Source organism: Streptomyces sp. NPDC026522 (genome assembly GCF_055567555.1).
Genome location: NZ_JBVHQF010000003.1, coordinates 561,764 through 586,961 on the forward strand (window position 1 = coordinate 561,764; position 25,198 = coordinate 586,961).

A 25,198-nucleotide genomic window follows, 5' to 3' on the forward strand; every position below is an offset into this window, starting at 1 on the left:
TTCGTACCCCGCCCCATCGGCATCGTGGCAGAAACAGCGGCTTTGCGAGAGGTCTTCCGCGCTTGCGTCGTCCCGTGCCGTGCGCTCCGCGGGTTGTGCGGGGGCGGCGTTGGGCCGCCGGGAGCGGGTGCGGGGGTGGGCGTGTCCCCCGGGGTCTCCCGGGGTCGGCCCCCGGGGCCGCCGTGCCGAGTAGGGGCGTCGGGCGGCCGGGTCCGGTGGGCGGGTGCGGCGCCGTGTCCTGGGGCGCTGCCCCAGACCCCGCGCCGCAAAGGCCGGCGGGGCTGTTTTGGCCGGCCCCGGCCGTTGGGGGCGGGCGGCTGCGCCCGCGGCGGGTTCACCAGCGGAAGGTGCGCATGCGCATCTGTTGGCGCATGCGGGCCGCGCGGGCGCGTCGGGGTTGGACGCGGGCGCGTAGTTCGCGCGCCTCGTTCAGGTCGCGGAGGAACTGCGCGCGCCGTGCCCGGCGCTGCGCCGCACTCTCCGGTTCCCCCGGATCCCCCGGCTCTTTCTCTGGCACCATCGCCCACCGCCCCGGCTGCTCTTCTGCGGTTGTGCTACCCCCCTTCCCCCGGACTCCCGAGTTGATGCCACCGAGGTCGTCCCAGCTCAGGCCGGTTCGTCGTGGGTCGCCGGGACGACCGCCACCGGGCCGTGCGCGTGCTGGAGCACCGCGTTCGCGACGGACCCCATCATCAGCGGCCCCAGGCGCCGCCTCGGGTGGTGCCGCCCCACCACCACCAGCGCCGCCGACCGCGACGCGCTCACCAGCCGCCCCGCCGCCTCGCCCGGCACCGCGGCCTGCTCCACCGGTACCTCGGGGTGCCGGTCCCGGAACGGGGCCAGGCGCTCCTGCTGGGCCCGCAGCGTCTCCCGCTCGGCCGGGGCCTCGTCGCCGCCGTCCCCCGTCAGCTCCTCGGGCGTGATCACCGCGAAGGGCGTGTCCAGCGGCGGTGCCGCCGGCGACGGCGGTACCGGGTACGCCGAGACCACCTGGACGGCCGTCCCCCGCGCGGCGGCCTCCGCGAACGCGAAGGCCAGTACGTCGTCGTGGGTCTCGGTGGTGTGCAGCCCGAGCACCACCGTCCCGGCGGCACCGGAGCCCCGCCCCGCCGGCACCACCACCACCGGGCACGGCGCGCTGGCGGACACGGCGCGGCTGTTCGACCCGAGCAGCAGCGCGGCGAAACCCCCGCGGCCCCGGGAGCCCATCACCAGCGCCAGCGGCCGCGTCTCGGCCCCGATCACCCGCAGCGCCTCCGGAACCGACCCCTCGAGCGCCTCGTACCGCACCTCGGCCGGCTGTTCCGGAGCCGCCGCCAGGACCTCCCGTACCCGGTCCCCCACCGGATCGGCGTACTCCTTCGGCTCCGAGGCGTCGTGCAGGGCCGCGCGCCGGCCCGCGTACAACTGGGCGCTGTCGGAAAGCACATGGGCGACGAGCAGTCCGGTGCGGTGGCGCAGCGCCGCCAGCCGGGCCCAATCCAGGGCCTCCAGGCTGTGCTCGGATCCGTCGACCGCCGCGATCACCAGTCCGCTGCTCATCAGTCCAGGGTGCTGGGCCCGGGTGCGGCCCGCAATCCCGGGGCCGGGGCGGCCGGGGCGCCCCTTCGGACACGGAAGGGGCGCTCCAGCGCGTAGCCTTTTGGGTGTGGGTCGCACATCGCGGCCGTTTTCGCAGGTCGCAGGTCGAAACCCGGCAGCTGGCGGCAGTTGAGGTCTTGGAGGAAGTTGTGCGTTTGCAGGTCGTCGATCACCCCTTGGTGGCGCACAAACTCACCACCCTGCGTGACAAGCGCACCGACTCCCCCACCTTCCGTCGCCTCGCCGACGAGCTGGTGACGCTGCTGGCCTACGAGGCCACCCGCGACGTGCGCACCGAGCAGGCCGACATCGAGACCCCGGTCGCCGCGACGACCGGTGTGAAGCTCTCGCACCCGCGCCCGCTGGTCGTCCCGATCCTGCGCGCCGGTCTCGGCATGCTGGACGGCATGGTGCGGCTGCTGCCGACCGCCGAGGTGGGCTTCCTGGGCATGGTCCGCAACGAGGAGACCCTGGAGGCCTCCACGTACGCCACGCGCATGCCGGAGGACCTCTCGGGCCGCCAGGTCTACGTCGTCGACCCGATGCTGGCCACCGGCGGCACGCTGGTCGCCGCGATCCAGGAGCTCATCAAGCGCGGCGCCGACGACGTCACCGCCGTGGTGCTGCTGGCCGCGCCCGAGGGCGTCGAGGTCATGGAGCGCGAGCTGGCGGGCACGCCGGTGACGGTGGTGACGGCCGCGGTGGACGAGCGGCTCAACGAGCACGGCTACATCGTTCCGGGCCTGGGCGACGCGGGCGACCGCATGTACGGCTCGGCCGAATAACGCCTCAGGCGCGGATCAGCACTTCTTGGCGGCGGGCGCGGGCTCGGGGTTGGCCAGTACGGCCAGCGCCTTGTCCGCGTCCTCCTTCGTGCTGAGCTCCTTGAAGGCGTCGCCGAGGATCAGGTCGATGTCCGCGCCCTCGCGGGTGTCGGTGTGCTGCGTCATGCCGGCGAGCTGGGTGCCGAGTACGGAGTAGGCCGCCTTGTCGGTCTTCGGCGAGCCGAGCAGTATCCCGGTGCCGGGGATCTTCTTGTCGAAGTCGGCGGGGGCGTTGCCGACCTGGCCGACCGTGAAGCCGCGTTTCTTCAGCTCGTCCCCGACGGCTTTGGCGAGGCCGGCGCGCGGGGTGGCGTTGTAGACGTTGACCGTGATCTGGCCGGGCTGGGGCAGTACCACCGCGGGTTTGGACGGGGCCGCCGCCGGACCGGCCTTGGGGGCGCCGGTCGGACAGTCCTTGGCCGCGGCCGTCTTGTGCTTGGTGTCGCCTCGGAAGACGTCCATGAGCTGCAGTGCCCCGTAGCCGAGCAGGGCCAGCACCAGGGCGGAGCCGAGCAGGGCGAGGATGATCCGGCGGCGTCGCCGCGGGCGGCTCATCCGGGGGAAGGCAGCTCCGGTGACGCGGTACTTTCCGCCCATGCCGGGGGGAGTGAGCATGCTCATGGGCGCAGCGTAGTGCCGTACCGGAACGATGCCTACTAAATGATCTATTGATCGGCAAAGGCCGACCCGAAAGGCGCAATCGGCCGGTCAGGACGGCTCACGGCCCCGAGCGGGCAGCGGGGTCAGTCCATTTCGAGGACGCGCGCGTGCAGCACCTGGCGCTGCTGGAGGGCCGCCCGCACGGCGCGGTGCAGGCCGTCCTCCAGGTACAGGTCGCCCTGCCACTTCACGACGTGCGCGAAGAGGTCCCCGTAGAAGGTGGAGTCCTCGGCGAGCAGTGTTTCGAGGTCCAGCTGTCCCTTGGTCGTCACGAGCTGGTCGAGCCGGACCGGGCGCGGGGCGACGTCCGCCCACTGCCGGGTGGTTTCCCTGCCGTGGTCGGGGTACGGCCGCCCGCTTCCGATGCGCTTGAAGATCACACGGAAAGCCTACCGGGCCGGTGCCTGCGGGCGCAGCATCGTGCGGGCGGTGCAAAAGTGGCAGACAGGGCCAATCCGGGAGGGACTTATGAGTGACAGCACCGACCCCGTGTCCCCGGCCGACCAGATCGCCGCCGGGTACGCCTTCACCGGACCCGCGCTCGACCTGGGGGCCCTGCTCTGGGACGGCCGGTGCCTGCCGGAGCGGCAGGTCCGCATTCCGCTGGCCGTGCTGAACCGGCACGGACTCGTCGCGGGCGCCACCGGCACCGGTAAGACCAAGACCCTCCAGCTCATCGCCGAACAGCTCTCCGCGGCGGGCGTGCCCGTCTTCCTCGCCGACATCAAGGGCGACGTCTCGGGGATTTCGGCGCCCGGTGTGCCGAACGAACGGATCAGCGAGCGGGCCGGGGAAGTGGCCCAGGAATGGTCGGCCGCCGGCTGTCCCGCCGAGTTCTACTCGTTGGGCGGGATCGGGCCCGGCATCCCGGTCCGGGCCACGGTCACGGCTTTCGGTCCGGTCCTGCTGTCGAAAGTGCTCCGGCTCAACCAGACGCAGGAGCAGTCGCTCGGGCTCATCTTCCATTACGCCGATTCCAAGGGCCTGGAGCTGATCGACCTCAAAGACCTGCGCGCGGTCGTCGCCTTCCTCGTCTCTGACCAGGGGAAAGCCGAGCTCAAGGGCATCGGCGGACTTTCCACCGTGACCGCCGGGGTGATTCTCCGGTCCCTCACCGCGTTCGAACAGCAGGGCGCCGCGGATTTCTTCGGAGAGCCGGAATTCGACACTGCGGATTTCCTCCGGACGGCCCCCGACGGGCGCGGGGTGGTATCCGTACTCGAACTCCCGGCGGTACAGGACAAGCCGCAGCTTTTCTCCACTTTCCTGATGTGGCTGCTGGCCGACCTCTATGCCGACCTGCCCGAAGTCGGGGACGTGGAGCGGCCCAAACTCGTCTTCTTCTTCGACGAGGCGCACTTGTTGTTCCACGACGCCTCGAAGGCCTTCCTCGAATCCATCACCCAGACGGTCCGGCTCATCCGCTCCAAGGCGATCGGCGTCTTCTTCGTGACCCAGACGCCGAAAGACGTGCCCGCCGACGTACTGGCGCAGCTCGGCAACCGGGTACAGCACGCGCTGCGCGCCTTCACCCCCGACGATGCGAAGGCGCTGAAGGCGACCGTGAAGACCTTCCCCCGCTCGGCCTACGACCTGGAGGAACTGCTCACCCAGCTCGGCACGGGCGAGGCGGTGATCGCCGTACTGAGCGAGAAGGGCGCACCCACCCCCGTGGCGGCGACCCGGCTGCGCGCCCCCCGGTCGCTGATGGGACCGGTCGGGGCGGCCGATCTCGAACGGGCGGTGACCTCCTCGCCCCTCTCCTCCCGGTACGCCCAGCCGGTCGACCGCGAGTCGGCCTACGAGAAGATCAGCGCCGAGCAGGCGGCCGCCGAGGCCGCGGCGGAGCGGGCGGCAGCTGAGGAGGAGGCCGAAAAGCAGCAGAAACGGGCCTCGACCGCGGGCGGGCAGGGCTCGAAGGCGGGCCGCGGCGAACCCGGTCCGGAACCCTCACTGGCGCGGCAAGTAGTGGGGAGCGGGCTGTTCCGCTCGCTGGCCCGGTCCGTCGGCACCCAGCTGGGCCGGGAGATCTCACGCTCGCTCTTCGGCACGGCCCGCCGCCGGCGCTGAACCACCCGTCCCGTCCGCCGGGCGCACCGCCCGGACGGTCCAGACGGAATCCACCGAACCGGTTGCCATATCCATGGCCTTCGCTGACAGACTCGGACCATGCGGACAGACCTCACCAACACCACGTCCGGCAAGATCGACCGGGCCCTCCTCGAAGCGCGCCGAGCCGTCGGCAGCCCCGCCATGGGGCTGGTGCTCACGCTCGTCGTGGTCACCGACGAGGAGAACGCCTACGACGCTGTACGCGCGGCCTCCGAAGCCTCGCGCGAACACCCCTCCCGCATCATCGCGGTGATCAAGCGGACCGCCCGCGGTCCGCGCAAGCTGCACCAGACCCGGCTGGACGCCGAGCTGCGCGTCGGTTCCGACGCCGGTTCGGGGGAGATCGTGCTGCTCCGGCTGCACGGCGAACTGACCGAGCACGCGAGTTCGGTCGTGCTGCCCCTGCTCGCGCCGGACGCGCCGGTGGTGGCCTGGTGGCCGGCCGACGCCCCCGCCGCGCCCGCCCGCGACCCGCTGGGCGCGCTGGCGCAGCGCCGGATCACCGACGCCCAGGCGGCCGTTGACCCGGTGGGCGTACTGGACCAGCGGGCGGCCTCGTACACCCCCGGCGACACCGATCTGGCCTGGACCCGGCTGACGCCGTGGCGCTCGCTGCTGACCGGCGCCCTGGATCAGGCGCCGCTGCCGGTGACGGGCGCGGCGGTGGAGAGCGAGGCCGACAACGCGAGCGCCGAGCTGTTGGCGCGCTGGCTGGAGGTCCGGCTCGGGGTACCGGTGGAGCGGGTGGTCACGGACGGGCCGGTGGTCACCCGGGTCCGGCTGGAGACGACCGGCGGCGAGATCCGGGTGGACCGGCCCGACGGGGTGCTGGCCACCCTGTCGCTGCCGGGGTGGCCGGACCGGAAGGTGGCCCTCAAGATCCGCAGCCTCGCCGAGCTGATCGCGGAGGAACTGCGGCGGCTCGACGCCGACGTGATCTACGCCTCGGCGCTGCGCGGACGCCCGGCCCAGGCCTCGCTCTCCGCGTAGTGGTTGTCGTAGACGGGCTGGCTGTCGATGATGTCCTGCACGGTGGCCTCGCCCGCGCGCACCCGGCCCAGGAGGCGGTAGTAGTCGAAGCGGGCCATGCCGGGGGTGAAGCCGACGAAGACCTCGGCGGTGTGGCCGGCCGCCGGGGCGAAGGCGTGCTTCACGCCGGGCGGGACGCTGAGGAAGTCGCCCTTGGCCAGGGTGTGGACCTCGTCTCCGACGAGCACGTCCAGCCGGCCGTCGGTGACGTGGAAGAACTCGGTCGCCTTGGTGTGGAAGTGCACCGGGGCGCCTGCCGCACCGACCTCGAAGACGGCGGTGTTGCAGGTGAGTTCGGGGGTGTCGGTGAGCAGCGTGATGGTGCTGCCCGGGCCGTCGGTGATGGATTCGGCGGTGGTCGCGCGGACGGGGTGCTGAGTCATGCGGTGAGCGTAGGTGAGGCGCGGACCCAGCCCGCGCCCCTTACGCCCTGGTCCGTCAAGTCGTCCGGCCCTTGCCGGCCCGCGTCTTGGCGACCCGTGCCTTGCCGGGCTGTGCCCCCTCGGCCTCCGTCGCGCCGGTCTGCGTCGTACCCGGCCGGGCCTTCGCGGCCTTCTCCGCCTTCGCGGCGGCCTTGTGCTCCTGCTTGTACGCCCGCACCGCGGCCAGCGACTCCGGACCGGTGATGTCCGCCGCCGAGCGGTGGACGCCGGCCGGGCCGTAGCCCCCGGCAGCCTCCCGCCAGCCCTCGGGCCGCACTCCGAACCGCTTGCCCAGCAGGGCCAGGAAGATCTGCGCCTTCTGTTCCCCGAAGCCGGGCAGGTCCTTGAGCCGTCCCAGCAGCTCCGCGCCGGATCCCGCGTCCCGCCAGATCCCCTCCGCGTCCCCGTCGTAGTGCTCCACCAGGTACGCGCACAGCTGCTGCACCCGCTTCGCCATGGAGCCCGGGTAGCGGTGCACGGCCGGCTTCTCGGACAGCAGCGCCGCGAAGGCCTCCGGGTCGTAGGCGGCGATCGCGTGGGCGTCGAGATCGTCCGCTTCCATCCGCCGGGCGATCGTGTACGGCCCCGAGAAGGCCCACTCCATCGGCACCTGCTGGTCGAGCAGCATCCCGACGAGCGCGGCGAGCGGGCTGCGGCCGAGCAGGGCGTCGGCCTCCGGATGCTGGGCCAGCCGGATGGTGATGTGCTTGTCCATGGTTCCAGCCTCCCCCGTCGCCGTCCTCCGCGCGCGGAGGACGCACCGGCCGCCTAGCGTGTGAACCGAGACGGGTCACGACGGCGCACACGACACGGGAGTCGATCGATCATGACTGAGTACCCGGAAGGCGCTCCTTGCTGGGTGGACGCGATGTTCACCGATGTGGAGGGGGCCAAGAGCTTCTACGGTGACGTACTGGGCTGGACCTTCGGCGAATCGTCCAGCGAGTACGGCAACTACACGCAGGCCTACTCCGACGGCAAGGCCGTCGCGGCCGTCGTGCCGCCGATGCCGGGCGTCGACGCCCCCTCCCAGTGGTGTCTGTACTTCGCCTCACCGGACGCGGCCGCCACGGCGGAGAAGATCCGGTCGGCGGGCGGCGAGGTGGCGATGGGGCCGATGCAGGTCGGCAGCTTCGGCACGATGGTGATCGCCAAGGAGCCGAGCGGCGCCGTGTTCGGTGTCTGGCAGCCGGGCGACCACAAGGGCTTCGAGAAGCTCGGCGAGCCGGGCGCCTTCGCGTGGGCGGAGGTCTTCACCCGGGACGTGGCGAAGGTGGACGGGTTCCTGCCGCGGGTCTTCCCGTACAGCGGCCGGCAGATGGACCTCGGCGACGACCCCGAGGCGGCCGGGATGGACTACAAGATCTTCAGCCTGGGTGGCTCGGAGAACCCGGTCCTGGGCCGGATGAACATGGGTGACGAGTTCCCGCCGGAGATCCCGCCCTACATCCAGGTCTTCTTCGGCGTCCCGGACTGCGACGAGGCGGTGGAGAAGACGAAGGCGCGGGGCGGCCGGCTCCACTTCGGGCCGATGGACAGTCCCTTCGGCCGGTTCGCGGCCCTGACGGACCCACAGGGCGCGGCGTTCGCCGCGATCGACATGTCGACACGGGTTGGTGAGATGCCGAAGTTCGCGTAGCGCTCGCCGACGGCGGACGTGACACGGACACGGACACGGACGCGGTCCCGGGCGCAGGGGCGAGCCGCACGGGTGGATCCGGCTGGCGGATGCGACGGGCCCAACACCGCTCGGCGCCGGGCCGGTTAGCGTCGATCTTGTGCGGCCCCTCCTAGCCGTACGACGTGTCTACGTAAGAGGTCGAGCACCCATGAGCCTGAGCATCCGCAACCAGATCGCCGGTACCGTCACCGCCGTCACCACCGGCGAGGCCATGACGACGGTCAAGGTCCGGCTCGAAGGCGGCCAGGACATCACCGCCGCCATCACCACCGACGCCGTGAAGGACCTCGGCATCGCCACCGGCTCGCCCGTCAAGGCCCTGGTGAAGGCGACCGAGGTGGCCCTCGCCACGGGCGCCGTCGACGGCATCAGCATCCGCAACCAGATCGAGGGCACCGTGTCCGGCGTCGCCAGCGGCGGGGCCATGGCATCCGTCAAGGTCGACGTGGCCGGGGGCGGCCTGACCGCCGCCATCACCAACGACGCCGTCGAGGCGCTCGGCCTCGCCGCGGGTTCCTCCGTCGTCGCGCTGATCAAGTCCACCGAGATCAGCCTGGCCACCGTCTGAGCCGGTGGGCGTCCCGGCCCGCTCCGACGGGCGGGGGCGGGCCGGGACGCCGCCGCTCCCGCGCCGCTACCGGACGGCGGCGGCCGGCTCCAGGACGCGCGGCGCGAAGCCGTCGTTCTTCTTGCAGCCGAGGTTCTCGTAGGTGTTGACCTTCGTCTGCGGGTCGGTGGAGACCAGGTGGTACTTGCAGGCGCCCTTGATGTAGCGGCCCTCGACCCCGCCGGGGAAGTCGATCTCCTTGTTCCAGAGGTAGGGCGACTCGTAGTGGTTGAGGTGCGCGGTGGCGTTCACGTCGATGCCGCCGGGGGCGTCGATCTCGTAGACCCAGCCCGTCTTCGCCGCGCCGTAGGTGGCGAACTTCTGGGCCACCCACTGCTCGCAACTGGTGCTGAGGTGGGCGCTGTTCTGGCCCCCGCCCTTGACGATGTACTCGGACAGCGGGATCAGCTCGTCCCCGCGGGGAGTGAACCCGGTCTTGAAGAGCTCTTCGACGCTCTCGCGGGTGTCGCCGCGCCAGAGGGTGTTGGTGTCGTCGCGCCACTGCCAGTTCTCGTCGAGGGCGGTGGCGGCGACGGCCTGGGCGATCAGGGGGGTCGTGGTCGTACGCCACCAGTCCGCGGCCCGGTACTCCGTGACGGGACCGCAGGGGGAGGTCAGATCGGCGGCGGCCGCGGCGGGCGCGGCGGGCGCGGCGACGGCGGGTGAGACGGCGACGGCGGAGACGACGGAAACGGCGGCGAGTACGCGCAGAGCGGCCTGCAACATGGTGGGAGCCCATCGGTAGGTCAACAGGACGGGCCCTTTATAGACGCGCCCCCTCCCGCCCGGCCCGACCCCGGCCCGCGGTCCACCCGCACGGGGGGAACAGTCGTACCGGCGAAAGGATTTGCCGCCCCACCTCCCCTCACCGCCCCACCTCCCCTCACCGCGCCGCGGCCGCCCCACGCGGTGCACACCGGCAGCGGCCTACACGGGCATCACGCCCTGGAGCCGGGAGAGGGTGAAGACGCGCTCGGCGTCCCGCAGGTGGCACCAGGCTTCGAGGTAGGGCGGGTCGAGGACGAGGCTTTCGAGGGTGCGGACGGTGCGGGCTCCCGAAGTGGCGACGTATTCGACGGTGACGGCCGTGCCCGAGTCGACGGCATGGGCCAGCTGCCGGACGTCGCCGTACGACAGTTGCTTCGCGTATCCGGCGACGATCTCCTCGGTATCCGTGCCGAAGGGGACCCCGCCGGGGCCGAACGGGTCGGCTTCCGGGGTGGTCGGCGGGGCGGTCAGGAGCCGGGCGGCCAGGGCGGTCAGACCCGCGGCGGGAGCCCCGGCCGCCCGCCCGGTCCGCGTCGTCCGGGAGCCGGCCCGGGCGCGGGCGTTGCGCGGTGCCGGTACGGCTGCGGCGGCCCGCCGGGGCGCGGCCCTGTCGACGCGTACGGTTCCGTCGGCGCTCTCGGCCAGGGGAGCGTAGCCCTCGGCTCGAAGCGCGGCGAGGGTCTCGTCCAGCGGGCTGCGGCTGACGAGGACCGTGGGGGCGAGCCGCCGGAGGCCGAGGCCGGCGAACTTGCTGTGCACGGCGATCTCGGCCAGGAGCGCGGGCTCCTCACCGTGGATGACGCAGCCGGCGGGGGCGATGCGTACCCAGCCGTGCCGACGGGCGGTGTCGGCGATCAGGTACGCCAGCGGCTGGGGCAGGGGCCCGGCAGTGCTCGCGGAGAGGTCGGCGGTGATCCCGTCCGGGGTACGGCCGGAGTCCAGTGCGCGGCGGATGCTGCCGGCGCCGAACCGCCACACCGAGGCCGTACCGCGGCTCTCCCGGTCCGCGGTGGCGTCCAGCAGCGCGGCCAGTCGCGCGGTCGGTGTGCCGGTGACGACGGCGGTGAGGTCGGCGCCGATCCGGGCCGTGCCGGTGGCCGCGGGCAGCAGGCGCCGGCATACGGCGGCCAGTTCTTCCGCGTCGTCGCCCCGCAGGGCGGCGCCGAGGGCGGACAGAGCGCCGCGGGCGAGCACGCCGAGCAGTTCGGCCTCGCCGATCGCGGCGGCGAAGGGTGTCGCGCCCTGCTGCTCCGGATCGGCGAGCGGGTGGTGCCACGCCACGAGCCTTCCCAGGTCCGCCGTGGCTCGCGCGCCCCGCCCCGGCGGGAGGTCCGCCGCGGCCGCGAGCAACCCGTGCCGGCTCTCCGAGCAGCCGAGGCAGGGGGGCGCCGCGGAGACCGCGGGGAGCGCCTTGCCGTCCTCGTCGCGCGCCCGGGAGGGGGTGAGGGGCAGGGTCCACCAGGCTTCGAGCAGCGCGGCGAACTGTTCCGGCGGTTCCTGCGCCGCCCAGGCGCCGTACGCCCTGGTCGGGGCGACCCGGTCGGCGTCGTGGGCCAGCAGTCCTGCCGCGTGGGCGGCCTCCAGCGTGATGCGCACCACGGCGTCATCGGCCCCGGCTGCCTTGCCGATGCGCGCCAGTTCACGTGCGCCGACGCCGCCGGACTTGAGCCGGGCAGGCGGCGACGCCGAGCACGCGGACAGGACCGAGGCGGCATGCGCCGCGAACGCCGTGGCCGCGGCTGCCGTTTCCCGGCTCACTTCCGCCGCGGTGACGGCCACCAACGGGATGGCGGGCCGCTCCGGTTCGAACGGGGCGTGCCAGGCGGCCCCGCGCAGTGCGAGTGCCACCTCGGCGGGCATCAGGGTGGGGCCGTACCAGCGGCGGTCCCGGATCAGCAGCCCCCGCTCCAGCGCCCATCGCTCGCCTGGTTCGGTGTCGGCGCCGTGCGCCCCGAGGATGACGGACGCGGGCTGCGGTGACGCCGACCGCGCTCGGCGCTCCAGCAGTTCCCGGGTCTGCGCCGGAGCCTGGGCGACCACTGCGGCGATGCGTTCCGGATCGCTGTGGTGCGCGAGCAGCGCCGCCATGCGCTGCTGCTTCGTACCGGGCGACCGGACGCCCAGTGCGGTCAGCATGCCGCGCAGCTCGTCGGAGGTCGCGCCCGCCGTCAGCTCCGCCAGTGGCGCGTCCAGCCCGAGCGGTGCCTCCCACGCCTGTCGCAACGGTCCGGCCATGTGGAGCGTTCCCCGGTGGTCCGGCCAGACCAGCGCGTGTTCGGCCAGAGTCGCCAGGACCGCTTCCAGGGCGCGCGCCGCCGGGCCGGCCGTCGTTCCCAGCAGCTCGGCCAGGGCCTCGCGCGACGCGGGCGTCCCCAACGCCGCCAGGGCCTCGGCCACCTGGAAGGCGGGCAGGGTGAGCAGGGGCAGCGCCCGCGCCACCGACCCCGGCCGCTGGAGCCGGTCCGCCAGCTCCGCCACCGAGCGCGGATCCGGAGCGGAAACGGTGTCGGGCCGCGCCGCGAGCACGCGTGCCAGGTCCGGGCCGTCGAGACCGTGCAGCCAGGCTGCCAGCGTGGATCCGGACGCCATGAAGAACCTCTCCTCGGGCCAAGGGACGCGCCAGGCCCAAGGATGGCCCGTCCGGCGGCCCGGTACGTGTCGTACGGCGGAAGGTTCCCGCCCACGGGTTCCGCATGACCGCGAGCCGGGCGGAACGGCGGCGCTCGCGCTCGCCGTTCAGGCCGCGGTGGCCGGGCGCGGGGCGCCGTGGAAGACCTGGCCGGTGTGCCAGGAACGGTGGGCCGCCGCGACCGGGCTGACGCCCGGCTGCGGGCCGATGAGCGGCCGGCCGGCGAGCGCTATGACGTGCTCGCGGGCGGCGGGGCTGCGCCCGACGAAGCGCTGCGAGACCAGGATGCGGGGGCCGTCACCGATGCCGAGGACGCCCTTGTCGAAGAGCCTGTGGTGCAGCGAGCACAGGCACAGTCCGTTGTCGACGTCGTCGGGGCCGCCGAACGCCCACCAGCGCACGTGCGCGGCCTCCAGCCCCACGGGCACCGCGCCGATCCTCCCGTCGTAGCCGCAGAAGGCGCACTGGTACTCGTACGCCGTCAGCACCAGCTCCCGCATGCGCCGGTCGCGCTGCCTCCGCAGCGTCGAGGGCCGCTCGGTCTCCGCGGGCTCCAGCTCCAGGCCGACGGCTCCGCACAGTTCGCCGTGGAGTGAGGGCGGGAAGTTCAGGTCGAGCAGTACCCGCGCCATCCGGCCGAGCAGCGACGGCTCGCGCCGCAGCGCCGCCCGCAACTCCGGGGCCAGCCGCCCCACGGCTCCCGACGCCCGCAGTTCCCGCACGCCGCTGCCCGGACTGCCGTGCCCGTGCTCGGTGCGCACTTCCCACACCGCATCGCTCACCAGATGGTGGAACGGGTAGGCGGGGGTGGTCTTGTTCGACGGACCGTACTCGGCCAGCAGCTGCTTCAGGTCCTCCTCCACCGCGCTGTACCGCAGCTCGCCGTGGGCATCCTGCTGGAACCGGCCGAGGGCGTAGAGGAACAACAGCGGCTTGTGCGGAGCGCGTGCACCGCTCCTCGTCCACTGCCGCAGCTTCGCGACGCGCTCCAGCCAGTCCATGACGGCCGATCGTAGTCGGGCCTCATCGCACCGTGATCCGGACGAGCGGGCAGTGGGGGAGCAAGCGAAAGGCCCCGCTGCGAGCAGCGGGGCCTTTCGACATCGTGCCCGGTGAGGCACTGGCGGAGGATACGAGATTCGAACTCGTGAGGGGTTGCCCCCAACACGCTTTCCAAGCGTGCGCCCTAGGCCACTAGGCGAATCCTCCGCCGCAAACAATACAAGACGTTGAGGGGTGCTCGCGAACGTGATCGTCGGCCGGGGGGTCCGGAGGGGGGCGGGTCGATTCCGGGGGGTTCCATCCGCTAGGGTGGGGCCCAGCCCCTCACGTGGCGCTATCTCACCCAACTCCCCCAGGGCCGGAAGGCAGCAAGGGTAAGTGGGCTCTGGCGGGTGCGTGGGGGGCGCTTTGCGTTCCGGGGCAGGGGCGCGGGAGCCGGGTGGGCCGCCGTTGTCGGTGGGCCCGGATAACCTCGTAGACGTGTCGTCCCTTGCGCTGTACCGCCGCTACCGCCCCGAGTCGTTCGCCGAGGTCATCGGGCAGGAGCATGTCACTGTCCCCCTGATGCAGGCCCTGCGGAACAACCGGGTCAATCACGCGTACCTGTTCAGCGGGCCGCGCGGCTGCGGCAAGACCACCAGCGCGCGGATCCTCGCCCGGTGCCTGAACTGTGAGCAAGGTCCCACCCCCGACCCCTGCGGGGAATGCCAGTCCTGCCGCGACCTCGCGCGCAACGGCCCCGGGTCCATCGACGTCATCGAGATCGACGCCGCCTCGCACGGTGGTGTGGACGACGCCCGTGACCTGCGGGAAAAGGCGTTCTTCGGGCCGGCTTCCAGCCGCTACAAGATCTACATCATCGACGAGGCCCACATGGTCACCTCGGCGGGCTTCAACGCCCTGCTGAAGGTGGTCGAGGAGCCGCCGGAGCACCTCAAGTTCATCTTCGCCACGACCGAGCCGGAGAAGGTGATCGGGACGATCCGGTCCCGGACGCACCACTACCCCTTCCGGCTGGTGCCGCCCGGCACCCTGCGCGACTACCTCGGCGAGGTCTGCGCGCGGGAGGGGGCCACCGTCGAGGACGGGGTGCTGCCGCTCGTGGTGCGGGCGGGCGCCGGGTCGGTGCGTGACTCGATGTCCGTGATGGACCAGCTGCTCGCGGGCGCCGCCGACCAGGGTGTGACGTACGCCATGGCGACCTCCCTGCTCGGTTATACGGACGGCTCGCTGCTGGACGCCGTGGTCGATGCCTTCGCCGCCGGCGACGGGGCCGCGGCCTTCGAGGTCGTGGACCGCGTGGTGGAGGGCGGGAACGACCCGCGCCGGTTCGTCGCCGACCTGCTGGAGCGGCTGCGCGACCTGGTGATCCTGGCCGCCGTGCCCGACGCCGGGGAGAAGGGGCTCATCGACGTCCCCGCCGATGTCGTCGAGCGCATGCAGGCCCAGGCCGCCGTCTTCGGCGCGGCCGAGCTGTCGCGGGCCGCCGACCTGGTCAACACCGGGCTCACCGAGATGCGGGGGGCGACCTCGCCCCGGCTCCAGCTGGAGCTGATCTGCGCCCGGGTGCTGCTGCCCGCCGCCTTCGATGACGAGCGGTCCTTCCAGGCCCGGCTCGACCGGCTGGAGCGGAGCGGGTTCACCGCCCCCGGCGTCGCCGCCGCGCCCGCCGCGATGCCGGCCATGGGGTACGTGCCCGGCCCCGAGGCCCACCCGATGGCGCCGGCCGGCCCCGCCGGAGGGGTCGCCGCGGCGCGTGCCGCCGTACGGGCCCCCGAGCCCGAGCCGCAGCAGCCGCCCGCGCAGCCGCCCGTACGGCCGCAGCCCGAGCCGGCGGCCCAGGCCGCGCCCGCCGCCGCACCGCAGCCCGCCGCCGCACCGCAGCCCCCCGCCCCCGGCGCCTGGCCCGGGGCCGCGCAGCCGGGCGGTGGCGCCGCCGCGCCGGGGGCCTGGCCGGGAGCCGCCACCCCGGCTGCCCCCGCCACCCCCGCCGCCGGGGCCTGGCCCACCGCCGCAGCCACCCCGCCCGCCGCGGCCCCCGCCCCGGCGCCCGTACAGCAGCCCGCCGCACCGGCGGCGCCCGCCGCGCCCGCCCCCGGGATGGCCGCCGGCGTCGGCCAGGTGCAGGCGATGTGGCCCGGCGTGCTGGAGGCCGTCAAGAACCGCCGCCGTTTCACCTGGATCCTGCTCAGCCAGAACGCCCAGGTCACCGGCTTCGACGGGACGACCCTCCAGCTCGGCTTCCCCAACGTCGGCGCCCGCGACAACTTCGCGAGCAGCGGCAGCGAAGACGTCCTCAAGGCGGTCCTGGCCGAGCAGTTCCAGGTCCACTGGAAGATCGACGCGGTCGTGGGCGGCGGCGGAGGCCAGCCGTCCGGAACGGCCCCCGCCCCCTACGCACCGCCCTCGGCTCCGGCACCGTCCCCGCAGCAGCCTCCGGCTCCCCAGCAGCAACCCTCGTACCAGCCGCCTCAGCAGCATCAGCAGCCCCAGCAGGCGCCGCCCGCACCGCAGCCCCCCGTGCAGCAGGCACCGCCGCCGGTCGCCCCCGAGGACGACGTCCCCGAGGAGGACGATCCCGACCTCGTGGAGAGCGCGCTGACCGGACACGACCTGATCGTGCGCGAGCTCGGAGCCACCGTTATAGAGGAATACACGAACGAGTAGAGGCCCGTAATTGGGTGGCCGCACGAAGCCGGTCCGCCCACCCGGGCTAGGCTGCATGACGTGAAGGTCCTCGTCATCGGCGGCGGCGCCCGCGAACACGCCCTGTGCCGCTCTCTGTCCCTCGACCCCGACGTCAACGCGCTGTACTGCGCTCCCGGCAACGCCGGCATCTCCGAGGTGGCCGAGCTGCGCCCGGTCGACGCCCTCGACGGTGCCGCCGTGGCCCGCCTGGCCACCGAGCTCGGTGCCGACCTCGTCGTCGTCGGCCCGGAGGCCCCGCTGGTCGCCGGCGTCGCCGACGCCGTCCGCGCCGCCGGCATCCCCGTCTTCGGCCCGTCCGCCGAGGCGGCGCAGCTGGAGGGCTCCAAGGCCTTCGCCAAGGACGTGATGGCGGCGGCCGGGGTCCCGACCGCGCGCAGCTACGTCTGCACCACCCCGGAAGAGGTGGACGCCGCCCTCGACGCCTTCGGCGCCCCCTACGTCGTCAAGGACGACGGGCTGGCGGCCGGCAAGGGCGTCGTGGTCACCGAGGACCGGGCGGAGGCCCGCACCCACGCGCTCGCCTGCGACCGCGTCGTCATCGAGGAGTTCCTCGACGGTCCCGAGGTCTCCCTCTTCGCCATCACCGACGGCGTGACCGTGCTGCCGCTCCAGCCCGCCCAGGACTTCAAGCGCGCCCTCGACGGCGACGAGGGCCCCAACACCGGGGGCATGGGTGCGTACTCCCCGCTGCCCTGGGCCGACCCGAAGCTGGTCGAGGAGGTCATGCAGAGCGTCCTCCAGCCGACCGTGGACGAGCTGCGCCACCGCGGCACGCCCTTCTCCGGCCTGCTCTACGCCGGACTCGCGATCACCTCGCGCGGTGTCCGGGTCATCGAGTTCAACGCCCGGTTCGGTGACCCCGAGACCCAGGTGGTCCTGGCCCGGCTGCGCACCCCGCTGGCGAGCGTGCTGCTGAACGCCGCCCGGGGCACCCTGCACGCGGAGCCGCCGCTCAGCTGGCGCGAGGACGCGGCCGTCACGGTCGTCATCGCCTCGCACAACTACCCCGGCACCCCGCGTACCGGCGACCCCATCGAGGGCCTGGCCGAGGTGGCCGCCGAGGACGCCCCCGAGGCCTACGTGCTGCACGCCGGGACCCGCCGCGAGGGCGACGCGGTCGTCAGCGCGGGTGGTCGGGTGCTGTCGGTGACGGCGACCGGTTCCGACCTGGCGCAGGCCCGCGAGCGGGCGTATAAGGCCGTCGCACGGATCGGGCTCGACGGCTCGCAGTACCGCACGGACATCGCGGCCAAGGCGGCCGGAGGCCGCTGAGCAGCGGTTCCACGTCCTTCGCGGGCCCGGGTGCGCAGAGCGCGCCCGGGCCCGCGCGTGCGAGTGCAGCCGCCCGCGCCCGAAGGCGGCCAGCTTTACCCAAAGCCATTCCATCGGGTGATCGTGTCGCGGTCTGCCTGACGCCCGGGCCCGCCCCAACTAGGGTGCGGCGCAAGCATTCCGGCACATGGCCCACCGGCATTGCGATGTCAGTGGCGGGTGTCACAGTGGGGGAATGAGCAAAGCCGCCGCAGGGCAGAGGGGGTGAGGTCCGGCCGTGTCCGGAATCGGTTCGATCGCTGAAGTGGGCGTGCCGTCCGCGCGTTCCCGCGCCCTCGCCGTGCTGCGGGTGCGCAGCAGGGCGCTGGCCGTCGTGCTGCTGCCGGCCGCCGTCGCCGTGGTGCTCGTGACCGGCCTCACGACGGGCCGGCTGGCCGGTGACCCCTGGCCCCTGGTGACCCTCGCCGTCTGTGTGGCCGCCGCGCTGGTGCTGCTCGTCGGCGGGACGTTCGCGGCGGTGGTGCTGCGCGCGGGCCCGGCGCTGACGCCGACGGTTCCGCTGTCGGAGGCGGCCGCGCCCGACCTCTACCGGCTGGTGCGGGACCTCGCCGACCGGATGGACGTCCCCGCGCCCTCGGCGATAGCCCTGACCCCGGACTGCGACAGCTGGCTGGAGGACCGTACGCACCCGGCCCACCGCCGGTCCGGGATAGCGGCGGGCCGGCCGGAGTCCGCGCCCGGCGCGGCGCCCGTGCTGGTGATCGGCTCGCCGTTCCTGTGGTGGATGCGGGTCGCGGAGCTGCGCGCCGTGCTCGCGCCGGTCGTCGCGGGTACGGGCCCGTCCGCGCACCCGGACATAGCCGACGCGCGCGGCTTCGTGCGCGGGCTGGACGCCGCGGTGGACGTGGCGTCCCGCCGCGGGCTGGGCTGGATCGCCCGGCCGGCCGGGCTGCTGCTGCGGCTGTGCCGGGTGGACGCGGCGGAGATGGAGCGCGGGGTGGCGGCCGCCGCATCGGACCGCGCCCAGGACGTGGACTACGGGCTGCGCATCACGGCCCAGGAGCAGGTCGGCCTCGCCTACGCGGGCTGGGACCGGCTGCTCACCCGGGTCGCGCTGCCGGCCTGGCGGATGGGCCGGTGGCCGGCGCGGCTCGACGCCGGAGTGGTGTCCGCCCTGACCGAGCTGTCCCGGCGGGACCGGCTGGCCGAGGGGTTCACCTCCCGGCTCGGCGAGCGGCCCGCCTGTGACCTGCTGGAGCAGCCGGGCGCGGTGGACGAGGCGGCTTCGCTGCTCGCCGCGCGGCTGTTCCACGGCGGTCCGGCCGAGGCGGGCCCGCAGTGGTCGCCGGTGGACTGGGCGGAGTATCCGACGCAGGTCGTGGACCGCAAGTGGCGCCTGGACGCCGCCCGGCTGCAGGCGGCCCTCGACGCGCTGGCGGTACCGGCCGGGCCGCCGGTGGAGCGGGTGCTGGGTTTCCTCACGGACACCGGCGGGCAGGGCGCCGCCGGGGAGTCCCTGGCCGGTTACCTGGCCCGGGAGGAACGGTCCGCCACCGGCGGCCCGGAGCCGGGCGCGGGCAAGGCGCGGGCCGCCGGCGCGGTGCCGCTGTTCCCGCTCCAGGAGCCGAGGAGCGGCCGGGACCTGCTCGCCGACCACGTGACGGCGCTGGTGTGCTGCGCGGCGGTGGACTCCGCCGGGGCGGAGCCGGGCCTGGACTGGCTGGACGGCCCGGTGCTGCGGGTGGCGGGCGAGCGGCGCTCCGACCTGGCCCCGAGCGTGCTCTGCCTGGTGGAGGACGGCGACCCGGAGCCCCTGCGGGCATGGCTCGCGAAGATCGGCCTCCGCCCGGAGAAGCCGGTCCGGCTGGTCTGAGGGCCCCATGCCCGGGTACCCGCCCCCGCCCGAGGGCCCGCCCGGCGCGCCGACCCCGGCCCCGGCGCACCGACATCGCCCGTAATTCCTTACGAGTTGGTTTCCGGGAGGTCTTTTCGCGACGAACGGTGACGGAGTGCGTGCGTTATGTGATGTGCTGGGAAACCTTGGATGTGCGTTCGGGGGAGCGAGGGAGGGGAACAGCGGTATGGCTACGGACCAGATCCGGCGATGGGAGTCAGGTGCGCTCGCGCACGCGGTGACCGACCCCTTCGGCCAAGGCCCGCTGCCCTGGTTCCGGGGCAGCGAGCTGTACTTCGACGACACCGGCCACGTCGTGCCCTGGTACGTCGACCCGGCCGCCGCCCCCGGACAGATCCCGCGCGCCCGCAGCAACGGCGGCCCCCGCACCGCCGACGACGTGCACCGGCAGATCAAGGGCTTCGCCTCCACCGGGGCCGTCGCCCCCGGCGAGGCCATCGACTTCCACATCACCGTCGACCCGCCCCAACAGTTCTCCGTCGACATCTACCGCATCGGCCACTACGGCGGCGACGGCGCCAGCAAGATCCATTCGAGCCCCCGCCTCTCCGGCATCGTCCAGCCGGCCCCGCTCACCGCCGACCGCACGGTCTCCTGCCACCACTGGTGGCTGTCCTGGCGGCTCCAGGTGCCCTCGTACTGGAGCCTCGGCGCGTACGTGGCCGTCCTCACCACCGCCGACGGCTACCGGTCGCACATCCCGTTCACGGTCCGGGACGACCACCGCGCCGATCTGCTCCTGCTGCTCCCGGACATCACCTGGCAGGCCTACAACCTCTACCCGGAGGACGGCCACACCGGCGCCAGCCTCTACCACGCCTGGGACGAGGAGGGCCGGCTGCTGGGCGAGCAGGACGCGGCGACCACCGTCTCCTTCGACCGCCCGTACGCGGGCGCCGGCCTCCCGCTCCACGTGGGCCACGCCTACGACTTCATCCGCTGGGCCGAGCGCTACGGCTACGACCTCGCCTACGCAGACACCCGCGACCTGCACGCCGGCCGCGTCGACCCCACCCGCTACCGCGGCCTGGTCTTCCCCGGACACGACGAGTACTGGTCGGCCCCCATGCGCCGCACCGTCGAGCGCGCCCGCGAGCACGGCACGTCCCTGGTCTTCCTCTCCGCCAACACCATGTACTGGCAGGTCGAGCTCGCCCCGTCGCCCTCCGGGGTCCCCGACCGGCTCCTCACCTGCCGAAAACGCCGTGGCCCCGGCCGCTCCAGCCTGTGGCGGGAGGTCGACCGCCCGGAGCAGCAGCTCCTCGGCATCCAGTACGCGGGCCGGGTCCCCGAACCCGCGCCCCTCATCGTGCGCAACGCCGGCCACTGGCTGTGGGACTCCACCGGGGCCGCCGAGAACGACGAGCTCGGCGGCCTGGTCGCCGGCGAGGCCGACCGGTACTTCCCGCGCACCCAGCTGCCCGAGCACCAGGACCGGATCCTCCTCGCGCACTCCCCGTACCGGGACAGCGAGGGCGCCAAGCGCCACCAGGAGACGTCCCTCTACCGGGCGCCGAGCGGGGCCCTCGTCTTCGCCTCGGGCACCTTCGCCTGGTCCCCCGCGCTCGACCGCCCCGGCCATGTCGACGAGCGCGTGCAGCGCGCCACCGCCAATCTCCTCGACCGGATCTGCAAGCGGGACTGACGCGCGCCCCCCAAGGCCCGGGGGGCGCCGGGCCGCGCCCCGGAGTCGGGCCGCCCGGCCCGGTACGGGACAATGGGGTTGCGCTCGTACAGAACCACAGGGAGACCCCGTGTCCGGATTCGTCGAAAAGCCCGAGCCGGTGCAGGTGCCCGGCCTCGTCCACCTCCACACCGGAAAGGTGCGCGACCTCTACCGCAACGAGGACGGCAACCTCGTCATGGTCGCCAGCGACCGGATGTCCGCCTTCGACTGGGTGCTGCCCACCGGGATCCCGGACAAGGGGCGCGTCCTCACCCAGCTCTCCCTGTGGTGGTTCGACCAGCTCGCGGACCTCGTCCCGAACCACGTGATCAGCACCGAGCTGCCCGCCGGCGCCCCCGCCGACTGGGCCGGCCGCACGATGGTCTGCCGCAACCTCGACATGGTCCCCGTCGAGTGCGTGGCCCGCGGCTACCTCACCGGCTCCGGCCTCGCCGAGTACCGGCAGAGCCGCACTGTCTGCGGCCTCGCCCTCCCCGAAGGGCTCGTCGACGGCTCCGAGCTGCCGGCCCCGATCTTCACCCCGGCCGCCAAGGCCGAGGTCGGCGAGCACGACGAGAACGTGTCCTACGAGGAGGTCGCGCGCACCGTCGGCGCCGACACGGCGGCGGCCCTGCGCCAGCTCACCCTGGCCGTCTACAGCCGCGCCCGGGACATCGCCCGGGACCGCGGGATCATCCTCGCCGACACCAAGTTCGAGTTCGGCCACACGGCCGACGGCACGCTCGTCGCCGCCGACGAGGTGCTGACCCCGGACTCATCGCGCTTCTGGCCCGCCGACCAGTGGCAGCCGGGCCGCACCCAGTTCTCCTACGACAAGCAGTACGTCCGGAACTGGCTGAACTCCCCCGAATCCGGCTGGGACCCGAAGGGCGAGCTGCCGCCGCCGGCGCTGCCGCGCGAGGTCGTCGAGCAGACCCGGGCGAAGTACATCGAGGCCTACGAGCGACTCACCGGCCAGAGCTGGGCCGCCCACAGCGCCGCCGCGACCCGCCCCGCGCCCGCGGCCACTGAGTCCTGAACACGAAGAAGCCCCCCGGTCCGAGGACCGGGGGGCTTCTCACGCTGAGCGGACAACGCGACTCGAACGCGCGACATCCACCTTGGCAAGGTGGTGCTCTACCAACTGAGCTATGTCCGCATGCGCCGTAGCGCGGTACCCACTATACCCAACCCCGCTCGCGCGCGAGACGCACCGCCGTGTGCCGGTTCTCCGCCCCCAGCTTCGTCGCCGCCGAGGACAGGTAGTTCCGTACCGTCCCCGGCGACAGGCAGGCCCGCTCCGCGATCTCCGCGATCGGCGCCCCGTCCCCGGCGAGTTCCAGGACCTCCGCCTCGCGGGCGGTCAGCGGGGAATCCCCGGCGCTGATCGCGTCGGCCGCCAACTCCGGGTCCACGTAACGCCCTCCGGCGTGGACGGTCCGGATCAGCTCGGCCAGCCGCTGCGCCGACACCGTCTTGGGCGTGAAGGCCCGTACACCCGCCGCCAGGGCCCGCTTGAGGTGGCCGGGACGGCCGTGGCTGGTCACGATCATGACCTTGCAGTCAGGGAGTTCGGACCGCAGCGATGTGGCCACACTCACACCGTCCGCCCCCGGCATCCGGAGGTCCAGGACCGCCACGTCCGGCCGGTGCGCCCGGGCCATGGCGAGCGCCTCCGGCCCCGAGGCCGCCTCCGCGACGACGAGCAGGTCGTCCTCCAGGGCCAGCAGCGCGGCCAGCGCCCCGCGGATCAAGTGCTCGTCATCGGCCAGCAGTACGCGTACGGGGTTCACGCCCCCACCTCCGTCGTCCGTCCCCGCGGGCCGGGAACCTCCGCGACCAGCCGGAACCGGCCGCCCGCCACGGGCCCCGCCCGCAGGGCGCCGTCCACGGCCGCGAGCCGCTCGCGCAGCCCGGCCAGCCCCGACCCGGCCGGTCCGGCGGGGGCCTCGGCCGGGGCGCCGTCGTTCTCCACCAGCAGCGTCACCGTGCCGTCCGGCCCGTCCCCGGCCGTCAGCCGGATCAGGCAGCTGCGGGCGTCACCGTGCCGCAGTACGTTGGTGGTCGCCTCCCGGACCACCCAGCCCAGCGCGGACTGCACCTCCGCCGGGAGCGCCCGCCCGGCCCCGAACTCGACCCGGCAGTCCATCCCGGCGGCGCTCAGCACCCCGCGGGCGCCGTCCAGTTCCACCGCCAGGTCCGCTTCCCGGTAGCCGCGCACGACGTCCCGCACCTCGCGCTGGGACTCGCGCGCGATCCGCTGCACCTCGGTCATCTGCTCCACCGCCTCGGGACGTCCGCGTCTGGCCAGCTGCACGGCCAGCTCGCTCTTGAGCGCGATCACCGCCAGGTTGCGGCCCATCACGTCGTGCAGGTCCCGCCCGAACCGCAGTCGCTCCTCGGCCACCGCCAGCCGCGCCTGGTACTCCCGCGAGCGGTCCAGCTCGCGCACGGTCTTCAGCAGCCACGCGGAGAATCCGTAGGCGACGCTGAAGAAGAGGCCGCCGGCCGGCACCCCCATGGCGTACCCGAGGACGGAAGCCGCCGGGAGGCCCGCGGCGAGCGCCGCCCCGCCCGTGAGGACGGCCGCGCCCAGCGGCGCGTACGTCATGTGCCGGACCCGCTTGACGCACAGCGCGAACGATCCGCAGGAGAAACCCGTCATGCCGATCACCGGGGCCGGGACCACGGCCGCGTCCACCTGGCCGGTCCGCACCAGGGCCAGGGCGGTGACGCAGGCGGCGCCGGTGACCACCGCCGTCACCACCGCGAGCCGGACCGGGCGCTCCCGGCGCTCGACGAGCCAGTCCAGGGCCCGGGAGGAGAGGAACCCGACGAGCACGGCCTGGGCGCAGACCAGCAGGAACAGTCCCGTGGCCACCGGCCAGGAGGACCGGGTGGATTCGTCCCCGGCCGCCGACGCGAGCGCGCCCAGCCCGAAGGACGCGATTTCGAGCACGACGAAGGAGTGGAACGACCAGCGGGTGTACAGCTCGACCTTGCCCGCGCTGCCGCGGCTGCGCCACCACCCGGTCATCTTCGGCACGTCTGAACCCTCGGCTTCCTGGACATACGACAAAGGCCCTGATCAATGATCAGGGCCTTTGTCCTCTGAGCGGACGACGAGACTCGAACTCGCGACATCCACCTTGGCAAGGTGGTGCTCTACCAACTGAGCTACGTCCGCACGCTCGCGACGACGTGAATGCCGTGCCGAGTTGCGAGCATCACTCTACCTGATCCACAACCGTGACCGGTAAAGCGTGCAGAGCGGGTGACAGGGATTGCACACTGCGCCTCCCCCCTGGAAGGGGGGTGTTCTGCTACTGAACTACACCCGCACGACCTTCGGGGCTTTGACCTGCGGTCTGGCCCCTCGGCGTGATCCACACACTAGCCGATCGGAGGGGGTGGATGGCAAATCCGGGGTCAGTGGGCAGCGTTGTAGGCCTCGTAGACCCGCTTCGGGATGCGGCCGCGCGGCGGCACGTCGTGGTCGTTCGACCGGGCCCAGGCGCGTACGACGGCCGGGTCGGGGGCGATGCTGGTGTGCCGGTACGCCTTGCCCGAGCGGGCCTGCCGACGGCCGGCGGCCACGTAAGGCGCCAGGCTCTTCCGCAGTTTCTTTGCGTTGGCCGGATTGAGGTCGATCTCGTACGACTTACCGTCCAGGGCGAACGAGACCGTTTCCGCCGCCGCTCCGCCGTCGATGTCATCGGAGAGCGTGACCACTACGCGCTGCGCCACGGATATCGGTCCCTTCGTGCGAGGTCACCACGTGCTGACGTGCGGTGATGTCGCCTGTGTGGATGTTTCGGAGCAATGCGTCAATCGGCCGGAATCCCGGCTGATTCCTTTGTACCGCGATTCCCATTGAATTGCGAAGCCCAGTTAATTATCTCCGCGTGTCCGGCCGCAATGGCGGGCGAGTGGTTTTCCGGTGGATTTTGCGAAGCGTTGGTGAAGCCCAAACGGCGCCGCTCGGGAGGCCTGCGGATATCTACCCGCGTAGAAATTTCGGACGGGTACGCTGGAGGAACCGCCTTCGCACCAACCACCACACGGGAGTGCCCGATGGCACGCGTCGTAGTCGACGTCATGCTCAAGCCGGAGATCCTCGACCCCCAGGGCCAGGCGGTGCAGCGTGCACTGCCGCGCCTGGGCTTCGACGGGATCGCCGACGTCCGCCAGGGGAAGCGCTTCGAACTGGAGGTGGAGGGACCGGTCGACCAGGCCGCCCTCGACCGCATCCACAAGATGGCCGAAACGTTCCTCGCCAACACCGTCATCGAAGACTTCACCGTGAAGGTCGAGGCCTGAC

At 73.2% G+C, this 25,198-nt stretch carries 22 protein-coding genes, 4 tRNA genes and 1 other RNA gene; 12 read left to right on the forward strand and 15 right to left on the reverse strand.

Going from position 1 to position 25,198, the window contains the following annotated elements; all coding sequences use genetic code 11:
- Positions 1-606 precede the first annotated feature (606 nt).
- A complete protein-coding gene (locus ACZ4M3_RS11035) occupies positions 607-1,542 on the reverse strand; it encodes a universal stress protein (RefSeq protein WP_467731280.1) in 936 nt (311 codons plus the stop codon).
- A gap of 188 nt (positions 1,543-1,730) precedes the next feature.
- Between ACZ4M3_RS11035 and upp the strand changes: the two genes are divergently transcribed.
- On the forward strand, positions 1,731-2,366 hold the full coding sequence (upp, locus tag ACZ4M3_RS11040) for a uracil phosphoribosyltransferase (RefSeq protein ID WP_190185477.1): 636 nt from the start codon (positions 1,731-1,733) through the stop codon (positions 2,364-2,366).
- Positions 2,367-2,381: 15 nt separating this feature from the next.
- Here upp and ACZ4M3_RS11045 read toward each other — a convergent pair whose 3' ends face one another.
- Together ACZ4M3_RS11045 and ACZ4M3_RS11050 are read right to left on the reverse strand one after the other, a co-directional pair.
- Positions 2,382-3,026, reverse strand: coding sequence for a LytR C-terminal domain-containing protein (locus tag ACZ4M3_RS11045; protein ID WP_467731281.1), 645 nt, complete (start codon positions 3,024-3,026; stop codon positions 2,382-2,384).
- Between the two features lie 122 nt (positions 3,027-3,148).
- Positions 3,149-3,445 carry a type II toxin-antitoxin system VapB family antitoxin gene (locus ACZ4M3_RS11050; RefSeq protein WP_008740979.1) on the reverse strand — a complete coding sequence of 99 codons (297 nt, stop codon included), beginning with the start codon at positions 3,443-3,445 and terminating at the stop codon, positions 3,149-3,151.
- Between the two features lie 88 nt (positions 3,446-3,533).
- On the opposite strand from ACZ4M3_RS11050, the gene ACZ4M3_RS11055 reads away from it, so the two are divergent.
- A complete protein-coding gene (locus tag ACZ4M3_RS11055) occupies positions 3,534-5,135 on the forward strand; it encodes a helicase HerA-like domain-containing protein (RefSeq protein ID WP_467731282.1) in 1,602 nt (533 codons plus the stop codon).
- 99 nt (positions 5,136-5,234) lie between these two features.
- Entirely contained in the window at positions 5,235-6,167 is a 933-nt protein-coding gene (gene opcA, locus ACZ4M3_RS11060; protein ID WP_467731283.1) for a glucose-6-phosphate dehydrogenase assembly protein OpcA, read from the forward strand.
- Here the strand turns inward: opcA and ACZ4M3_RS11065 are convergent.
- On the reverse strand, positions 6,116-6,589 hold the full coding sequence (locus ACZ4M3_RS11065) for a cupin domain-containing protein (RefSeq protein WP_467731284.1): 474 nt from the start codon (positions 6,587-6,589) through the stop codon (positions 6,116-6,118). The two genes, opcA and ACZ4M3_RS11065, sit on opposite strands and share 52 nt — an antisense overlap.
- A 55-nt stretch (positions 6,590-6,644) precedes the next feature.
- Complete coding sequence (locus ACZ4M3_RS11070; protein WP_467731285.1) at positions 6,645-7,343, reverse strand: HhH-GPD-type base excision DNA repair protein; 699 nt, start codon at positions 7,341-7,343, stop codon at positions 6,645-6,647.
- Between the two features lie 111 nt (positions 7,344-7,454).
- Here ACZ4M3_RS11070 and ACZ4M3_RS11075 point away from each other — a divergent pair, with 111 nt between their 5' ends.
- Both ACZ4M3_RS11075 and ACZ4M3_RS11080 read left to right on the forward strand, forming a co-directional pair.
- Positions 7,455-8,267 carry a VOC family protein gene (locus tag ACZ4M3_RS11075; RefSeq protein ID WP_467731286.1) on the forward strand — a complete coding sequence of 271 codons (813 nt, stop codon included), beginning with the start codon at positions 7,455-7,457 and terminating at the stop codon, positions 8,265-8,267.
- Positions 8,268-8,457: 190 nt separating this feature from the next.
- Positions 8,458-8,877, forward strand: coding sequence for a TOBE domain-containing protein (locus ACZ4M3_RS11080; protein WP_467731287.1), 420 nt, complete (start codon positions 8,458-8,460; stop codon positions 8,875-8,877).
- 66 nt (positions 8,878-8,943) lie between these two features.
- On the opposite strand, the gene ACZ4M3_RS11085 is transcribed toward ACZ4M3_RS11080, so the two are convergent.
- From ACZ4M3_RS11085 to ACZ4M3_RS11100, 4 genes are all read right to left on the reverse strand, one after another.
- Positions 8,944-9,642 (reverse strand): scabin-related ADP-ribosyltransferase, encoded by a 699-nt coding sequence (locus ACZ4M3_RS11085; RefSeq protein ID WP_467731288.1) that lies wholly within the window; start codon positions 9,640-9,642, stop codon positions 8,944-8,946.
- Between the two features lie 201 nt (positions 9,643-9,843).
- Entirely contained in the window at positions 9,844-12,273 is a 2,430-nt protein-coding gene (locus ACZ4M3_RS11090) for a helicase-associated domain-containing protein (RefSeq protein WP_467731289.1), read from the reverse strand.
- Positions 12,274-12,420: 147 nt separating this feature from the next.
- A complete protein-coding gene (locus ACZ4M3_RS11095) occupies positions 12,421-13,314 on the reverse strand; it encodes a phosphorothioated DNA-binding restriction endonuclease (protein ID WP_467731290.1) in 894 nt (297 codons plus the stop codon).
- 120 nt (positions 13,315-13,434) lie between these two features.
- Positions 13,435-13,522, reverse strand: a tRNA-Ser gene (locus tag ACZ4M3_RS11100).
- A 108-nt stretch (positions 13,523-13,630) separates the two neighbouring features.
- Here ACZ4M3_RS11100 and ffs point away from each other — a divergent pair.
- The 6 genes from ffs to ACZ4M3_RS11130 all read left to right on the forward strand — a co-directional run bounded on the left by ffs (position 13,631) and on the right by ACZ4M3_RS11130 (position 21,916).
- Positions 13,631-13,729: signal recognition particle sRNA small type (ffs, locus tag ACZ4M3_RS11105), an RNA gene on the forward strand.
- A 66-nt stretch (positions 13,730-13,795) separates the two neighbouring features.
- Positions 13,796-15,982 carry a DNA polymerase III subunit gamma and tau gene (locus ACZ4M3_RS11110; protein ID WP_467731291.1) on the forward strand — a complete coding sequence of 729 codons (2,187 nt, stop codon included), beginning with the start codon at positions 13,796-13,798 and terminating at the stop codon, positions 15,980-15,982.
- Positions 15,983-16,042: 60 nt separating this feature from the next.
- A complete protein-coding gene (purD, locus tag ACZ4M3_RS11115; RefSeq protein WP_467731292.1) occupies positions 16,043-17,296 on the forward strand; it encodes a phosphoribosylamine--glycine ligase in 1,254 nt (417 codons plus the stop codon).
- A gap of 277 nt (positions 17,297-17,573) precedes the next feature.
- A complete protein-coding gene (locus ACZ4M3_RS11120; protein WP_467731293.1) occupies positions 17,574-19,169 on the forward strand; it encodes a hypothetical protein in 1,596 nt (531 codons plus the stop codon).
- A 208-nt stretch (positions 19,170-19,377) separates the two neighbouring features.
- The gene (locus ACZ4M3_RS11125) at positions 19,378-20,856 is read left to right on the forward strand and encodes a N,N-dimethylformamidase beta subunit family domain-containing protein (RefSeq protein ID WP_467731294.1); all 1,479 of its coding nucleotides are present in this window, start codon (positions 19,378-19,380) and stop codon (positions 20,854-20,856) included.
- Positions 20,857-20,965: 109 nt separating this feature from the next.
- Positions 20,966-21,916 carry a phosphoribosylaminoimidazolesuccinocarboxamide synthase gene (locus tag ACZ4M3_RS11130; RefSeq protein WP_467731295.1) on the forward strand — a complete coding sequence of 317 codons (951 nt, stop codon included), beginning with the start codon at positions 20,966-20,968 and terminating at the stop codon, positions 21,914-21,916.
- Between the two features lie 47 nt (positions 21,917-21,963).
- On the opposite strand, the gene ACZ4M3_RS11135 is transcribed toward ACZ4M3_RS11130, so the two are convergent.
- From ACZ4M3_RS11135 to ACZ4M3_RS11160, 6 genes are all read right to left on the reverse strand, one after another.
- Positions 21,964-22,036, reverse strand: a tRNA-Gly gene (locus ACZ4M3_RS11135).
- 22 nt (positions 22,037-22,058) lie between these two features.
- On the reverse strand, positions 22,059-22,670 hold the full coding sequence (locus tag ACZ4M3_RS11140) for a response regulator transcription factor (RefSeq protein WP_467731296.1): 612 nt from the start codon (positions 22,668-22,670) through the stop codon (positions 22,059-22,061).
- On the reverse strand, positions 22,667-23,914 hold the full coding sequence (locus ACZ4M3_RS11145) for a sensor histidine kinase (protein WP_467731353.1): 1,248 nt from the start codon (positions 23,912-23,914) through the stop codon (positions 22,667-22,669). Before ACZ4M3_RS11145 ends, ACZ4M3_RS11140 begins: the two co-directional genes overlap by 4 nt.
- 77 nt (positions 23,915-23,991) lie before the next feature.
- Positions 23,992-24,064 (reverse strand) — tRNA-Gly (locus tag ACZ4M3_RS11150).
- A gap of 82 nt (positions 24,065-24,146) precedes the next feature.
- Positions 24,147-24,218: transfer RNA gene (locus ACZ4M3_RS11155), tRNA-Gly, on the reverse strand.
- A gap of 88 nt (positions 24,219-24,306) precedes the next feature.
- Positions 24,307-24,624 (reverse strand): histone-like nucleoid-structuring protein Lsr2, encoded by a 318-nt coding sequence (locus ACZ4M3_RS11160; RefSeq protein WP_467731297.1) that lies wholly within the window; start codon positions 24,622-24,624, stop codon positions 24,307-24,309.
- A gap of 327 nt (positions 24,625-24,951) precedes the next feature.
- Between ACZ4M3_RS11160 and purS the strand changes: the two genes are divergently transcribed.
- Positions 24,952-25,197, forward strand: a complete 246-nt coding sequence (gene purS / locus ACZ4M3_RS11165) for a phosphoribosylformylglycinamidine synthase subunit PurS (protein WP_042801325.1) — start codon at positions 24,952-24,954, stop codon at positions 25,195-25,197.
- The last annotated feature ends 1 nt before the right edge of the window (position 25,198 follow it).

Bases quoted from the DNA above. Each gene is read 5' to 3' on its own strand.
- opcA (WP_467731283.1), top strand. From the start codon at position 5,235: ATGCGGACAGACCTCACCAACACCACGTCCGGCAAGATCGACCGGGCC.
- ACZ4M3_RS11065 (WP_467731284.1), bottom strand. From the start codon at position 6,589: ATGACTCAGCACCCCGTCCGCGCGACCACCGCCGAATCCATCACCGAC.
- ACZ4M3_RS11075 (WP_467731286.1), top strand. From the start codon at position 7,455: ATGACTGAGTACCCGGAAGGCGCTCCTTGCTGGGTGGACGCGATGTTC.
- ACZ4M3_RS11145 (WP_467731353.1), bottom strand. From the start codon at position 23,914: ATGACCGGGTGGTGGCGCAGCCGCGGCAGCGCGGGCAAGGTCGAGCTG.
- ACZ4M3_RS11045 (WP_467731281.1), bottom strand. From the start codon at position 3,026: ATGAGCATGCTCACTCCCCCCGGCATGGGCGGAAAGTACCGCGTCACC.
- purS (WP_042801325.1), top strand. From the start codon at position 24,952: ATGGCACGCGTCGTAGTCGACGTCATGCTCAAGCCGGAGATCCTCGAC.
- ACZ4M3_RS11080 (WP_467731287.1), top strand. From the start codon at position 8,458: ATGAGCCTGAGCATCCGCAACCAGATCGCCGGTACCGTCACCGCCGTC.
- ACZ4M3_RS11070 (WP_467731285.1), bottom strand. From the start codon at position 7,343: ATGGACAAGCACATCACCATCCGGCTGGCCCAGCATCCGGAGGCCGAC.
- ACZ4M3_RS11055 (WP_467731282.1), top strand. From the start codon at position 3,534: ATGAGTGACAGCACCGACCCCGTGTCCCCGGCCGACCAGATCGCCGCC.
- ACZ4M3_RS11090 (WP_467731289.1), bottom strand. From the start codon at position 12,273: ATGGCGTCCGGATCCACGCTGGCAGCCTGGCTGCACGGTCTCGACGGC.
- ACZ4M3_RS11095 (WP_467731290.1), bottom strand. From the start codon at position 13,314: ATGGACTGGCTGGAGCGCGTCGCGAAGCTGCGGCAGTGGACGAGGAGC.
- ACZ4M3_RS11035 (WP_467731280.1), bottom strand. From the start codon at position 1,542: ATGAGCAGCGGACTGGTGATCGCGGCGGTCGACGGATCCGAGCACAGC.
- ACZ4M3_RS11085 (WP_467731288.1), bottom strand. From the start codon at position 9,642: ATGTTGCAGGCCGCTCTGCGCGTACTCGCCGCCGTTTCCGTCGTCTCC.
- ACZ4M3_RS11125 (WP_467731294.1), top strand. From the start codon at position 19,378: ATGGCTACGGACCAGATCCGGCGATGGGAGTCAGGTGCGCTCGCGCAC.